Source organism: Pseudomonas sp. TMW22080, assembly GCF_022496745.1.
In the GTDB taxonomy this organism is placed as follows: domain Bacteria; phylum Pseudomonadota; class Gammaproteobacteria; order Pseudomonadales; family Pseudomonadaceae; genus Aquipseudomonas; species Aquipseudomonas bubulae.
Genome location: NZ_SCFF01000004.1, coordinates 89,141 through 102,692 on the forward strand (window position 1 = coordinate 89,141; position 13,552 = coordinate 102,692).

Annotated in this window: 12 protein-coding genes; 6 read left to right on the forward strand and 6 right to left on the reverse strand. The window is 59.4% G+C overall.

Going from position 1 to position 13,552, the window contains the following annotated elements:
• Nucleotides 1-55 precede the first annotated feature (55 nt).
• The 3 genes from EQV96_RS14615 to EQV96_RS14625 all read left to right on the forward strand — a co-directional run bounded on the left by EQV96_RS14615 (nt 56) and on the right by EQV96_RS14625 (nt 3,914).
• Nucleotides 56-2,491 (forward strand): TonB-dependent siderophore receptor, encoded by a 2,436-nt coding sequence (locus EQV96_RS14615; protein WP_095020451.1) that lies wholly within the window; start codon nt 56-58, stop codon nt 2,489-2,491.
• A 140-nt stretch (nt 2,492-2,631) separates the two neighbouring features.
• Nucleotides 2,632-3,744: a PepSY-associated TM helix domain-containing protein gene (locus tag EQV96_RS14620; protein WP_240882153.1), complete on the forward strand. Its 1,113-nt coding sequence runs from the start codon at nt 2,632-2,634 to the stop codon at nt 3,742-3,744.
• Nucleotides 3,741-3,914: a hypothetical protein gene (locus tag EQV96_RS14625; RefSeq protein ID WP_094999895.1), complete on the forward strand. Its 174-nt coding sequence runs from the start codon at nt 3,741-3,743 to the stop codon at nt 3,912-3,914. The genes EQV96_RS14620 and EQV96_RS14625 overlap by 4 nt, the downstream gene beginning before the upstream one ends.
• Before the next feature lie 93 nt (nt 3,915-4,007).
• Here the strand turns inward: EQV96_RS14625 and fba are convergent, their stop codons facing one another.
• The 5 genes from fba to tkt form a co-directional block, all read right to left on the reverse strand.
• Entirely contained in the window at nt 4,008-5,072 is a 1,065-nt protein-coding gene (gene fba, locus EQV96_RS14630) for a class II fructose-bisphosphate aldolase (RefSeq protein ID WP_004419605.1), read from the reverse strand.
• Nucleotides 5,073-5,246: 174 nt separating this feature from the next.
• Nucleotides 5,247-5,465, reverse strand: coding sequence for a hypothetical protein (locus tag EQV96_RS14635; RefSeq protein WP_094999894.1), 219 nt, complete (start codon nt 5,463-5,465; stop codon nt 5,247-5,249).
• 32 nt (nt 5,466-5,497) lie between these two features.
• On the reverse strand, nt 5,498-6,661 hold the full coding sequence (locus tag EQV96_RS14640; protein ID WP_094999893.1) for a phosphoglycerate kinase: 1,164 nt from the start codon (nt 6,659-6,661) through the stop codon (nt 5,498-5,500).
• Between the two features lie 26 nt (nt 6,662-6,687).
• A complete protein-coding gene (gene epd / locus EQV96_RS14645) occupies nt 6,688-7,743 on the reverse strand; it encodes an erythrose-4-phosphate dehydrogenase (protein ID WP_095019480.1) in 1,056 nt (351 codons plus the stop codon).
• Between the two features lie 126 nt (nt 7,744-7,869).
• Nucleotides 7,870-9,867, reverse strand: a complete 1,998-nt coding sequence (gene tkt / locus EQV96_RS14650; protein WP_095025301.1) for a transketolase — start codon at nt 9,865-9,867, stop codon at nt 7,870-7,872.
• Between the two features lie 260 nt (nt 9,868-10,127).
• On the opposite strand from tkt, the gene EQV96_RS14655 reads away from it, so the two are divergent.
• From EQV96_RS14655 to EQV96_RS14665, 3 genes are all read left to right on the forward strand, one after another.
• A complete protein-coding gene (locus EQV96_RS14655; RefSeq protein WP_094999890.1) occupies nt 10,128-11,123 on the forward strand; it encodes a metalloregulator ArsR/SmtB family transcription factor in 996 nt (331 codons plus the stop codon).
• Between the two features lie 19 nt (nt 11,124-11,142).
• Complete coding sequence (gene metK, locus EQV96_RS14660) at nt 11,143-12,333, forward strand: methionine adenosyltransferase (protein ID WP_094999889.1); 1,191 nt, start codon at nt 11,143-11,145, stop codon at nt 12,331-12,333.
• 187 nt (nt 12,334-12,520) lie between these two features.
• Nucleotides 12,521-12,916, forward strand: a complete 396-nt coding sequence (locus EQV96_RS14665; RefSeq protein ID WP_094999888.1) for a DUF1090 domain-containing protein — start codon at nt 12,521-12,523, stop codon at nt 12,914-12,916.
• A 120-nt stretch (nt 12,917-13,036) separates the two neighbouring features.
• Here EQV96_RS14665 and EQV96_RS14670 read toward each other — a convergent pair whose 3' ends face one another.
• A complete protein-coding gene (locus EQV96_RS14670; RefSeq protein ID WP_094999887.1) occupies nt 13,037-13,486 on the reverse strand; it encodes a cytochrome c in 450 nt (149 codons plus the stop codon).
• Nucleotides 13,487-13,552: the final 66 nt, after the last annotated feature.

Genomic DNA, 13,552 nt, shown 5'->3' on the forward strand with positions numbered 1-13,552 from the left:
AAATCTCGTGCGGCAGATAGGCATTGAGAAACATTTCCATTCAGGAACCCGCCGAATGTCCCGCACCCTCGACACGTTTTTGCGCCCCAGCCTGTTGGCTGTTGCCATTGCCCTTGGCGCTCCGCTGGCCAGCACCACGCTGATCGCCGCCGAACAGGCATCCTCTGCGCGCAGCTACAACCTGCCCGCCGGCCCATTGGCGGCCACCCTGAACCAGATCGCCAGCCAGGCTGGCATCACCCTGGCCATCGACTCGTCCTTGCTGGCAGGCAAAACCTCGGCGCCGGTCAACGGCACATTTGAAGCCACGACTGCGTTGCGTGAGGCGTTGCAGGGGAGCGGTTTGCAGCTGGTGCCCGGCTCGGCTGGCAGCTTTACTCTGATCGAGATTCCCCAGGGCGCATTGGCTCTAGGAGCAACGACCATCTCCGCCCAGGGCAGCTACGAAAGCGCCTGGGGCCCGGTGGACGGCTACCTCGCCCAGCGCACGGCGTCGGGTACCAAAACCGATACCTCTTTGGCTGAAGCCCCGCGCTCCATCTCCGTGGCCACCCGTAGCCAAATGCAGGACCGGGCGGTGCAGAACCTGGATGATGCAGTACGTTACATGCCCGGCGTTACGGCCAGCAGCTATGGCAGCGACAGCCGCTCGGAGTGGCTGAAGGTACGCGGCTTCGAACCCACCCAGTTTCTCGACGGCCTACCGCTGCCCAAGGGCTCCTACACCATGCCCAAGCTGGAAACCTGGGACCTGGAGCGCGTAGCCCTGCTGCGTGGCCCAGCGTCATCGGTCTACGGCCAGACACCTGCCGGGGGTTTGCTGGACATGGTCAGCCGTCGCCCGCAGGACACCCCCAGCCATGAAGTGCAGGTCCAGGTCGGCAGCTACCAGCGCAAGCAGATCAGCTTCGACAGCACTGGCCCGATCGATGATGAAGGCCGCTTTTTGTACCGTATCAGCGGCCTGGTACGCGACAGCAACACCGCCATCGATCACAACGAAGACAAGCGCTATAACCTCGCGCCCAGTCTGACCTGGAACATCGACCCGGACACCAAACTGACGTTCCTCAGCCAGTTCAATCGTGACGACACCGGTATCACAAGTCAGTTCTTGCCGATCCAGGGCACTAAGGTTGACTCACCGGCGGGCAGTGTGAAGTATCACGAAAACCTGGGTGATCCGAAGTGGGAGTTCTACGACAAGACCTACTACGCACTCGGTTACGCCTTCGAACACCGCTTTGACGATGTGTGGCAGTTCCGTCAGAACTTGCGCTACACCAAAAGCGACCTGTCATTTCAGGGCATCACTGCAGGCGGTTACTACGGCTCCGTTGCCGACGACGGTACCGTGCAGCGCGGCGCCAATATCGTGAACGAAGACATCAGCCAGTTCGCCGTGGATAACAACTTCCAGGCAGACTTCAATACGGGCGCCCTCAAGCACACGGTACTGATCGGCCTCGATCACCAACGCGTCAATACCAACTACAAGTGGCAATACGGCGCAGCCCCGGCCAGCAACATCATCAACCCGATCTACGGGCAGGATTTCAGCAACGTCAAATACACCGCTTACAACGACTACAACCAGAAAACCCGTGACACAGGCCTCTACCTGCAAGACCAGATGGCGCTGGATAACTGGCGTTTGACCTTGGGCGGACGCCAGGACTGGCTGCACACCGACACCACGTTCTACAACGAGAACAATGCGCGCGACAAACGTGACGACAGCGCCTTCACCGGCAATGCCGCGCTGAGCTATGTGTTCGATTCCGGCTTCACGCCTTATGTGTCCTATGCCGAATCGTTCCAGGCCGAGCCGGGTGGTTTTGGCGGCAAGGCGTTCAAGCCCGGTACTGGCAAGCAATACGAAGTGGGCCTCAAGTACCAGCCACCCGGCACCGAGATGCTGTTCACCGCTGCTGTGTATGACCTGACCCGTAAAAACATCGTGCTCAGCGACACCCTGGGTGTAAGCCGGCCACTGGGTGAAGCCAACGTGCGCGGCGTGGAGCTGGAGGCCGTGGGTAACGTCAACGAGAACCTTAAACTGACCGCTGCCTACACCTATGCCAACACCAAGATGACCAAGGTCTCCGACCCGCTGGACAAGAACCGTCCACTGCCCCTGACGCCTGAACATCAAGCCTCGATCTGGGCTGACTACACCTGGCACAAAGGCGCGCTGGATGGCTTCGGCGTCGGCTTTGGTGCCCGCTACATTGGTGAGACCGACAACATCGCAATCGGCAGCATGGCTTATGTGCCCGACGCTTCTTATGGCCACACCGACGCTTATACCGTCTACGACGCCGCGGTGCATTACGACTTGGGCAAGGTCAGCAAAACGCTCAAGGGCGCCACGGTTTCTGTGAACGCCAACAACGTATTCGACAAGGAATACCTGTCGACCTGCGACGGTTTCTATTGCTACTACGGCGACCGGCGTAACGTCATGGCCAGCGTCAACTACAAGTGGTAACCCGCTAAGGGCTGCACCACCTTCCCCCTGTGGGAGCGGGCTTGCCCGCGATGCAGACAACTCGGTGCAACTGCAAAAACGAGTTGATGCCATCGCGAGCAAGCCCGCTCCCACAGGGGGTTTACGCATTCAGGATTTTCATGAAAAGCAAAACCATCCGCCGCTGGTCCTTTATCCACACCTGGACCAGCCTGATTTGCACTGCGTTCTTGCTGATGCTGGCACTGACCGGCCTGCCGTTGATTTTTCATCATGAAATCGACCATCTGCTAGGCGATGCGCCGCAGGTCAAAACCCTGCCCGCCGATACCCCAACCCTCGACCTGCAACAACTGGTGCGCGCCGCCGAAGCTCATCGCCCGGGCGAGGTCATGCAGTATTTTGGCTGGGAAGAGGACGAACCCAATGCCGTCCTGACCATCATGGCACCCACCGCCGGCACCGAACCCAATTCCTCCCACACCTTTATGCTCGATGCGCGCACCGGCGAAGCCATAGAGGTGCCGTCAGCCAATGGCGGACTCATGATGGTCATGCTGCGCCTGCATGTGGACATGTTCGCCGGGCTGCCCGGCAAGCTGCTACTGGCCTTTATGGGCCTGCTGTTTGTATTGGCCATCATCTCCGGCACAGTGCTGTACCTGCCTTTTATGCGCCGCCATGAATTCGCTACCGTGCGCACCGACAAATCCAAACGCCTGCGCTGGCTCGACCTGCACAACCTGATTGGCGCCGTGACCCTGACCTGGGCCCTGGTGGTAGGGGTGACCGGCGTTATCAGCGCCTGTGCTGACCTGATCATTGCCGCATGGCGCAATGACAGCCTCAGCGCCATAATCGAACCCTACCGCGATGCTCCGCCACTGACCCGTCTTGCCCCGGCCAGCCAGTTGCTGGAGATCGCAGCCAAAGCCGCGCCCGGCATGCGCCCGGACTTTATCGCCTTCCCCGGTACACGGTTCTCCAGCGAGCACCATTACGCGGTCTTTATGAAAGGCAGCACGCACCTGACTTCTCACCTGCTGACCCCGGTATTGATCGATGCCAGTACCCTGGAGGTCACCGCAGTGGCCGGGCGCCCGTGGTACATGGACGCTATGGGCATGTCGCAACCGCTGCACTTCGGCGATTACGGCGGCATGCCGATGAAAATTCTCTGGGCGGCTCTCGACGTGCTGACCATTGTGGTGCTCGGCAGCGGACTCTACCTGTGGTGGGTGCGCCGCCGAGCGGCCAGGGAGAGCGCACGATGAGGCCCCGTCAGTCGAACTTCTGGAAAGTGTTTTCCATCCCGCTGGCGATTGGCCTGGTCAGCGTGATGGGCTTGTTCAGTGCGCTATTGGGTGACGAGGCGTGGGATGTATTGAGCTGGATTGGCTTGGGTATTCCTGTGTGGATCAGTGTGCGCGGGTTGCTCAAGTGACCCTCACCCTAGCCCTCTCCCGGAGGGAGAGGGCTGCAACTGACACCCACAAAAAAGCCCGCATCGCTGCGGGCTTTTTAGTACGCGCCGGTCTTAGTTGACCTTGGCGTTCAGCTCACCTTTGAGGTAACGCTGGTACATGGCTTCGAGGGAGATCGGCTTGATCTTCGAAGCATTACCGGCAGTACCGAAGGCTTCGTAACGGGCAATACACACGTCACGCATGGCCGTTACAGTGGCGCCGAAGAACTTGCGCGGGTCAAACTCGCTCGGGTTGGTTGCCATCAGGCGACGCATCGCGCCAGTCGATGCCAGACGCAGGTCGGTGTCGATGTTGACCTTGCGCACGCCGTGCTTGATGCCTTCAACGATTTCTTCTACCGGCACACCGTAGGTTTCTTTGATGTCGCCGCCGAACTCGTTGATGATCGCCAGCCACTCTTGTGGAACAGAGGACGAACCGTGCATCACCAGGTGAGTGTTCGGAATGCGCTTGTGGATCTCTTTGATACGGTCGATTGCCAGTACGTCGCCAGTCGGTGGCTTGGTGAACTTGTAAGCGCCGTGGGAAGTACCGATGGCAATTGCCAGGGCATCTACCTGGGTGCGCTTGACGAAGTCAGCCGCTTCTTCCGGGTCGGTCAGCATCTGGCTGTGATCCAGAACGCCTTCTGCACCGATGCCGTCTTCTTCGCCAGCCATACCGGTTTCCAGCGAACCCAGGCAGCCCAGCTCGCCTTCAACCGAAACACCACAAGCGTGCGCCAGGGCAACGGTTTGTTGAGTCACGCGAACGTTGTAGTCGTAGTCGGTCGGGGTCTTGCCGTCTTCACCCAGCGAGCCGTCCATCATCACCGAGCTGAAGCCCAGCTGGATCGAGCGTTGGCACACGTCAGGGCTGGTGCCGTGGTCCTGGTGCATGCACACCGGGATATGCGGGAATTCTTCGATTGCAGCCAGGATCAGGTGACGCAGGAAAGGAGCACCCGCGTACTTGCGCGCACCGGCCGAGGCCTGAACGATCACCGGGGAGTCGGTCTTGTCAGCGGCTTCCATAATGGCGCGCATCTGCTCAAGGTTGTTTACGTTGAAGGCTGGAACGCCGTAGCCGAATTCGGCGGCGTGGTCCAACATCTGGCGCATGCTGATAAGTGCCATTGTGTGTGTCTCTCCCGGACAAGGGTCGTTAATCGTGCAAGCCTGCCGTAGCGGCGGCTGCTATTCAAGTTATTGCAGATCGGGGGTTTGCCCCGATATGGCCAATGCGATTTAGCTGAAACGTTACAGCTTCAGCTATAGCTATGCGGCCCATTGGGTGGGCCGCATTTCAAATCATGGGCACCCGCGCTCTTGTGAAGGCTTGGGCGACTCGTATTTTTCCAGCGCCTCGGGCCCTGAGCGTTTATTGACCAGCGGCACGCTTTGCGCCTGCCAGTCAGCCTGGTAACAACCACTCTCTTCAGGGGTTGCAGCCTCGGGCACCGACTCGCTCGAGCCGGCGCAACCGGCCAAAAAGCCCGCGATCATCAACAGCGGTAACAACTTGACCATGTCCATGCTTCCTTTCAGGGCCTGAAACACCTTCAGGCTTTGGCGCGGCTTTCCAGGATTTCAACGGCAGGCAGTACCTTGCCTTCGACGAACTCCAGGAATGCACCACCGCCGGTGGAGATGTAGGAGATTTGATCAGCAATGCCGTATTTGTCGATCGCCGCCAGAGTGTCGCCGCCACCCGCAATCGAGAACGCTGCGCTGTCGGCAATGGCCCGGGCCAGAACCTTGGTGCCGTTGCCGAACTGGTCGAACTCGAACACGCCAACCGGACCGTTCCACAGGATAGTCTTCGAAGACTTGAGCAGCTCGGCGAAATGCGCAGCAGTTTGCGGGCCGATATCCAGGATCATGTCGTCAGCAGCCACGTCGGCAATCAGCTTGACGGTGGCAGCGGCACTTTCAGCGAACTCCTTGGCCACGACTACGTCGGTAGGCAGGGGCACGTTGACCTTGGCAGCGATGGCGCGGGCAGTTTCCAGCAGGTCGGGCTCGTACAGCGACTTGCCCACCGGGTGACCGGCAGCGGCCAGGAAAGTGTTGGCGATACCGCCACCCACGATCAGCAGATCGCAGATCTGGCTCAGGCTGTTGAGCACTTCAAGCTTGGTAGACACCTTGGAGCCGGCAACAATGGCCGCCATTGGCTTGGCCGGGGCGCCCAGGGCCTTGCCCAGTGCTTCCAGTTCAGCAGCCAGCAGAGGGCCTGCCGCAGCAACCTTGGCAAACTTGGCCACGCCGTGGGTCGAACCTTCGGCGCGGTGAGCGGTGCCGAAAGCGTCCATCACAAACACGTCGCACAGGGCGGCGTATTGCTTGGCCAGTTCGTCGGCGTTTTTCTTTTCGCCCTTGTTGAAGCGCACGTTCTCGAACAGCACGATGTCGCCGGCTTTGACGTCGACACCATTGAGGTAATCGCTGACCAGCGGCACTTCACGGCCCAGGGCCTTGCTCAGGTACTCGGCTACAGGCTTGAGGCTGTTTTCAGCCGAGAACTCGCCTTCAGTCGGACGTCCCAGGTGCGAGCAGACCATAACCGCCGCGCCTTTTTCCAACGCCAGCTTGATGGTCGGCAGCGAAGCGAGGATACGCGCATCGCTGGTGACTACACCGTCCTTGACTGGGACGTTGAGGTCTTCGCGGATCAGTACGCGTTTACCTTGCAGATCGAGGTCGGTCATCTTCAACACGGTCATGGGTCGCAATTCCTGAGTTTCTAATGTTAGAGAACGGATTTTGGGTGGGTAACGTGCAAGTAGTGCTCTGCCACATCGATCATTCGATTGGCAAAACCCCATTCGTTGTCGAACCAGGCCAGCAGGTTCACCAGCCGGGGGCCGGAAACGCGGGTTTGGCTGGCATCGACAATGGCCGAATGAGGGTCATGATTGAAATCACAGCTGGCGTGCGGCAGCTCGGTGTAGGCCAGCAAGCCTTTGAGCGGGCCGCTGGTGGCAGCCTCGCGCAGCAGGCGGTTCACTTCTGCGGCATCGGTATCCCGGGCCGTGGTCAGGGTGATGTCCAGGCACGACACGTTCAAGGTCGGCACCCGTACTGCTTTGGCCTGAATTCGGCCGGCAAGTTCCGGCAACAGGCGCTCAATGCCTTTGGCCAGGCCGGTCGATACCGGAATCACCGACTGAAAGGCCGAGCGAGTACGTCGCAGGTCTTCATGATGGTAGGCATCGATGACCGGCTGATCGTTCATCGCCGAGTGAATCGTGGTGATCGACACGTACTCCAGGCCAAGCGCCTGATCCAGCAGACGCAACAGCGGTACGCCGCAATTGGTGGTGCAGGAAGCGTTGGACACCAGGCGCTCTTCGCCCGTCAGGCTGTGCTGGTTGACGCCGTAGACAATGGTGGCGTCGACATCGGCGTCGCTGGCCATCGGTTGCGAAAAAAGTACGCCGGGAGCCCCGGCATCCAGAAAGCGCTGGCCGTCGGCACGGGTGTTGTAGACACCGGAGCATTCCAGCACCAGGTCAATGCCCAGCGCGGCCCAGTCGATCCCTTCGGGGGTGGCACTGCGGAACACTTTCACGCAGTCGCCATTGATATGCAGGCAGTCGCCTTCGATCCGTATCTCGCCGGGAAACCGGCCATGGGTGGAGTCGAAGCGCGTCAAATATTCGAGACTGGCCATATCGGCCAAATCATTGAGTGCAACAATTTCAAACCCGGCAGAAGCCCCTCGCTCGAACAACGCACGCAAGACACAACGACCAATCCGGCCGTAGCCGTTGAGTGCAACTTTGTAGGGACGCGGTTGAGGCATGGGGTTCTCGATTACCAAGGTGAATCCTTCACCACTACTATTTCGCGAGCAGGCTCGCTGCCACAGGGATCTACATAGCCCATGTGGGAGCGAGCCTGCTCGCGAATAAGGCAGCCACTTTGTTACTTAGTCTTCCAGCAGCTCGTCAGCCTGACCCAGGATGTTTTCCAGGGTGAAGCCGAACTCCTCGAACAAGGCAGGCGCAGGCGCCGACTCGCCGTAGGTGGTCATGCCGATCACGCGGCCTTCCAGGCCCACGTACTTGTACCAGTAGTCAGCGTGGGAGGCTTCAATGGCGATACGGGCGCTCACCTGCAGCGGCAGAACCGACTGCTTGTAGCCCGCATCTTGAGCTTCGTACACGCTGGTGCATGGCATCGACACCACACGAACCTTGCGGCCCTGTTCGGTCAGTTTTTCCCAGGCCTGAACAGCCAGGCCCACTTCGGAACCGGCCGAGATCAGGATCAGCTCAGGCTCGCCTGCGCAGTCCTTGAGCACGTAGCCACCACGGTTGATATCGGCAATCTGGCCGGCATCACGGTTCTGGTGGTTGAGGTTCTGACGCGAGAAGATCAACGCGGACGGGCCGTCGTTGCGCTCCAGGGCGTATTTCCAGGCAGCTGCGGATTCCACCGCATCGGCCGGGCGCCAGGTGTCCAGGTTCGGCGTAGTACGCAGGCTGGTCAGCTGTTCGATCGGCTGGTGAGTCGGGCCGTCTTCGCCCAGACCGATGGAGTCGTGGGTGAACACATAGATCACGCGCTGTTTCATCAGGGCCGACATGCGGATGGCGTTGCGGGCGTATTCCATGAACATCAGGAAGGTTGCACCGTAAGGCACCAGGCCGCCGTGCAGGGCAACGCCGTTCATGATGGCGCTCATGCCGAACTCACGTACACCGTAGTACACGTAGTTGCCGCTGGCGTCTTCAGCCGAAACACCTTTGCAACCTTTCCACAGGGTCAGGTTGGAGCCGGCCAGGTCAGCGGAGCCGCCCAGCAATTCAGGCAGCAACGGGCCGAAGGCATTCAGCGCGTTCTGGCTGGCTTTACGGCTGGCGATGGTTTCGCCTTTGGCCGCGACTTCAGCGATGTAGGCGTTGGCCTTGGCATCGAAGTCAGCTGGCAGCTTGCCGCTCAGGCGACGGGACAGCTCGGCGGCCAGCTCAGGGAACTCGGCAGCGTAGGCAGCGAAGCGCTTGTCCCACTCGGACTCAACCGCAGCACCGACTTCCTTGGCATCCCATTCGGCGTAGATATCAGCCGGGATTTCAAATGGACCGTGGTTCCAGTTCAGGGCCTTGCGGGTCAGGGCGATTTCATCGTTGCCCAGTGGAGCACCGTGGCAGTCTTCCTTGCCCTGCTTGTTCGGCGAACCGAAACCGATGGTGGTCTTGCAGCAGATCAGCGTTGGCTGGTCGCTTTTGCGTGCGGTTTCGATCGCGGTCTTGATTTCTTCCGGGTCGTGACCGTCAACGTTACGGATCACTTGCCAGTTGTAGGCTTCGAAACGCTTTGGCGTGTCGTCGGTAAACCAGCCTTCAACTTCGCCATCGATGGAGATGCCGTTGTCATCGTAGAAAGCGATCAGTTTGCTCAGGCCCAGGGTGCCGGCCAGCGAGCCAACTTCGTGGGAAATGCCTTCCATCATGCAGCCATCACCCAGGAACACGTAGGTGTGGTGATCGACAACGTTATGGCCAGGACGGTTGAACTGCGCGCCCATGACTTTTTCGGCCAGGGCAAAGCCCACAGCGTTGGCCAGGCCCTGACCCAACGGGCCAGTGGTGGTTTCAACGCCCGGCGTGTAGCCCAGCTCCGGGTGGCCCGGGGTGCGGCTGTGCAGCTGGCGGAAGTTTTTCAGGTCGTCGATCGACAGGTCATAGCCGGTCAGGTGCAACAACGAGTAGATCAGCATCGAACCGTGGCCGTTGGACAGCACGAAGCGGTCACGGTCAGCGAACGAAGGATTGCTCGGGTTGTGCTTCAGATAATCGCGCCACAGTACTTCGGCGATATCCGCCATACCCATAGGGGCACCTGGATGACCGCTGTTGGCTTTTTGCACGGCATCCATGCTGAGTGCACGAATGGCGTTGGCACGCTCACGACGGCTGGGCATCGCTGTTCTCCTGGGTATTGGAAGTTAAATCGAAACGGAAAAAAGGCGAGCATTTTCCCTCACCCACCCCCTCGGGGCAATGACAGATAGTCAGCTGAAACGTTTTTCCTTTGTTCAGGCAGGCAATCTGTTAAGGATCGGACATTTCATTTCGTTAATAAGCACATTCCACCCGACAAACGTGCCATTTATCGACCAATATCAAAAAGTTTTGATATTGAACTTGCGGGGGCTTGAGCGGGTAACTAGACTGCGGCCCCATGAACTTACGCGTGCCTTCAATCCGCCATGACGATTGCGACGAGCTCTCCGCCCTGTGCAAGGCTGGAGGCGATCCGCTGCGACTCAATGTGCTGCGCGCGTTGGCCAATGATTCGTTTGGTGTGCTGGAACTGACACAGATTTTCGCCACCGGGCAGTCCGGCATGAGCCACCACCTCAAGGTGCTGTCCCAGGCACGGCTGGTTGCAACCCGGCGCGAAGGCAACGCGATTTTTTATCGCCGCGCCCTGCCCCATACCGAACAACTGGGCGGCAAATTGCATGCAGCACTGCTGGAAGAGGTCGATAACCTGGCCTTGCCCGCCGATGTACAGGCGCGCATCAGCGCCGTACACGGCCAACGTGCAGCCGCCAGTCAGGACTTTTTCTCACGCATAGCCGAGAAATTTCGCGCTCAACAGGATTTGATCGCCGGCTTGCCGCAATACCGTGACAGTGTTTTAACCCTGCTCGACAAACTGAGCTTCGGCCCGGGGGCCACAGCCCTGGAAGTCGGCCCCGGCGATGGCAGCTTCTTGCCCGACCTGGCCCGTCGTTTCCATCAGGTCACGGCGCTGGACAACAGCCCGGTGATGCTGGAGCTGGCCCGCCAGTTGTGTGAACGCGAGTCACTGAACAACGTCAGCCTGATCCTGGCCGACGCGCTGCATGAAGCACCGATCCAGGTCGATTGCGTGGTCGTGAACATGGTCTTGCACCATTTCGCTGCACCGGCCGAAGCACTCAGGCAACTGGCGACCTTGCTGCAACCGGGCGGTAGCCTGCTGGTAACAGAGTTGTGCAGCCATAATCAGGCGTGGGCCCGCGAGGCCTGCGGTGATTTATGGCTGGGTTTTGAACAAGATGATCTGGCCCGTTGGGCCACCGCTGCGGGACTCGTTCCCGGGGAAAGCCTCTATGTAGGCTTACGTAATGGTTTCCAGCTTCAGGTCCGCCACTTTCAGCGGCCAGCTGGCGACACTCACCATCGGTAAATATTAGGAAACCGTCGAGATGAGCGAATACTCCCTTTTCACCTCCGAGTCCGTGTCTGAAGGGCATCCGGACAAAATCGCCGACCAGATTTCTGACGCGGTGCTGGACGCCATCATTGCTGAAGACAAGTTCGCCCGTGTGGCGTGCGAGACTCTGGTGAAAACCGGCGTAGCAATCATCGCCGGCGAAGTCACCACTTCGGCCTGGGTTGACCTGGAGCAGATCGTTCGTGACGTGATCACCGACATCGGTTACACCAGCTCCGACGTCGGCTTCGACGGTGCTACCTGCGGCGTGATGAACATCATCGGCAAGCAGTCTCCTGACATCAACCAGGGTGTAGACCGCGCCAAGCCTGAAGATCAGGGCGCCGGCGACCAGGGCCTGATGTTCGGCTACGCCAGCAACGAAACCGACGTGCTGATGCCGGCACCGATCACCTTCTCTCACCAGTTGGTACAGCGCCAGGCAGAAGCCCGCAAATCCGGCCTGCTGCCGTGGCTGCGCCCGGACGCCAAGTCCCAGGTCACTTGCCGTTACGAAGGCGGAAAGGTTGTGGCCATCGACGCCATCGTGCTGTCGACCCAGCACAACCCGGAAGTGTCGAACAAAGACCTGCGCGAAGGCGTGATGGAGCTGATCGTCAAGCACGTGCTGCCTGCTGATCTGTTGCACAAAGACACCCAGTTCCACATCAACCCTACTGGCCAGTTCATCATCGGTGGCCCGGTTGGCGACTGCGGCCTGACCGGTCGCAAGATCATCGTTGACACCTACGGCGGCATGGCCCGTCACGGCGGCGGCGCGTTCTCGGGTAAAGATCCATCCAAGGTTGACCGTTCGGCGGCCTACGCCGGTCGTTACGTGGCCAAGAACATCGTGGCTGCCGGCCTGGCTGAGCGTTGCGAGATCCAGGTTTCCTACGCAATCGGCGTCGCTCAACCGACTTCGATTTCGTTGAATACCTTCGGCACTGGCAAAATTTCCGACGACAAGATCATCAAGCTGGTGCGTGAGGTGTTCGACTTGCGTCCATACGCCATCACCAAGATGCTTGATCTGCTGCACCCGATGTACCAGGAAACTGCAGCATACGGTCACTTCGGCCGTATCCCGCAGACCAAAACGGTTGGCGACGATACCTTCACCACGTTCACGTGGGAGCGTACCGACCGCGCTGAAGAACTGCGTACTGCCGCTGGTTTGTAATTAAGCCTGCTGCACCAAAAGCCCCGGACAGGCGACTGTTCGGGGCTTTTTGCTGCTGGCGGGCATCGCGCAACGGATTGCTTGCGTACGGATGCTGCTAACATCCACGGTTTCGAACCGCCGAACGACGCTTGTGCAGCGTTCTTTCGACCTTATTTAATTGTCATCTTTGGTCATGGAGCTATTTATGAAATTACTTTCACCGCTCGCCCTGTTTACTGTCTGCGGCCTGTTGGCTGCCCCGCTGATGGCCGCCGACACAGCGCCTGAACTGACCGGCTGTGCTGCCAAGAAGCAGGCCATCACCCTGCAACTTGAGCAAGCGCGCGCCCACGGCAACAGCAACCAGGTAGCAGGCCTGGAAAAAGCCCTGAGCGAAGTTGAAGCCCATTGCACCGACGCGGGCCTGCGCAAGGAACGCGAAAACAAGGTGCTGGAAGCCAAGCACGAAGTCAGCAAGCGCCAGGCAGATCTGGACAAGGCCATGAAGAAAGGCGACCCGGAAAAAATCGACAAGCGCAAAAACAAGCTGGCCGAATCGCGCAAAGAGTTGCAGGAAGCGCTGGATCAGCTGGACAAGTAATACGCCCTGTAGGAGCGGGCTTGCTCGCGATGGGATCGCTGCGGTCTGCCTGACAGATCGCGTCGCCTGCATCGCGAGCAAGCCCGCTCCCACAGCAGGTGGGTACCGGCTCAACTTTACTCAGTGATTCCTGAATGCCTTGTGGCACGCACTGCAGGTGTCTTCGACCTTCTGCACCGCAGGCATCAGGTTACTGGCCTTGTAGGGTTGCACCTGGCTGGCGATAACCAGCTCACCCGTAGCAGCCTCCAACTGCCGCGCCAACTCCTGAAAACGTGCCTGCTTTTGCCAGACGTCATCAGTAGCGCTGGTTTGATCGCTCTCCTTTACTTGAGGGAAATGCTTCCACGGCTCGTAAGCCAACGCATCCAACTTGATAGCGCCTGCGGTAAAGCGCGGACCATCGAACGGAATTCGACCCCGCAACATTCCGCCCAGATCTTCACTGGTCTTTAGCATTTGCTTGAAAATCGCTTTACGCTGGCCTAGCGGCGAATCGGGATCAACCCCGCCACACGCCGTCAGCGTCAGGCAGGCCAGCACTACAACAGTCAATCGTTTAAGAATCATGGTGGCTTCAGGTCACGGAAATCGGCCGCCAGTATCCTCGTGTCACCCGTAAAGACCAATACCCTT

Bases quoted from the DNA above. Each gene is read 5' to 3' on its own strand.
- EQV96_RS14640 (WP_094999893.1), bottom strand. From the start codon at position 6,661: ATGACCGTGTTGAAGATGACCGACCTCGATCTGCAAGGTAAACGCGTA.
- metK (WP_094999889.1), top strand. From the start codon at position 11,143: ATGAGCGAATACTCCCTTTTCACCTCCGAGTCCGTGTCTGAAGGGCAT.
- EQV96_RS14670 (WP_094999887.1), bottom strand. From the start codon at position 13,486: ATGATTCTTAAACGATTGACTGTTGTAGTGCTGGCCTGCCTGACGCTG.
- EQV96_RS14615 (WP_095020451.1), top strand. From the start codon at position 56: ATGTCCCGCACCCTCGACACGTTTTTGCGCCCCAGCCTGTTGGCTGTT.
- EQV96_RS14655 (WP_094999890.1), top strand. From the start codon at position 10,128: ATGAACTTACGCGTGCCTTCAATCCGCCATGACGATTGCGACGAGCTC.
- EQV96_RS14625 (WP_094999895.1), top strand. From the start codon at position 3,741: ATGAGGCCCCGTCAGTCGAACTTCTGGAAAGTGTTTTCCATCCCGCTG.
- fba (WP_004419605.1), bottom strand. From the start codon at position 5,072: ATGGCACTTATCAGCATGCGCCAGATGTTGGACCACGCCGCCGAATTC.
- EQV96_RS14665 (WP_094999888.1), top strand. From the start codon at position 12,521: ATGAAATTACTTTCACCGCTCGCCCTGTTTACTGTCTGCGGCCTGTTG.
- EQV96_RS14620 (WP_240882153.1), top strand. From the start codon at position 2,632: ATGAAAAGCAAAACCATCCGCCGCTGGTCCTTTATCCACACCTGGACC.
- EQV96_RS14635 (WP_094999894.1), bottom strand. From the start codon at position 5,465: ATGGTCAAGTTGTTACCGCTGTTGATGATCGCGGGCTTTTTGGCCGGT.
- tkt (WP_095025301.1), bottom strand. From the start codon at position 9,867: ATGCCCAGCCGTCGTGAGCGTGCCAACGCCATTCGTGCACTCAGCATG.
- epd (WP_095019480.1), bottom strand. From the start codon at position 7,743: ATGCCTCAACCGCGTCCCTACAAAGTTGCACTCAACGGCTACGGCCGG.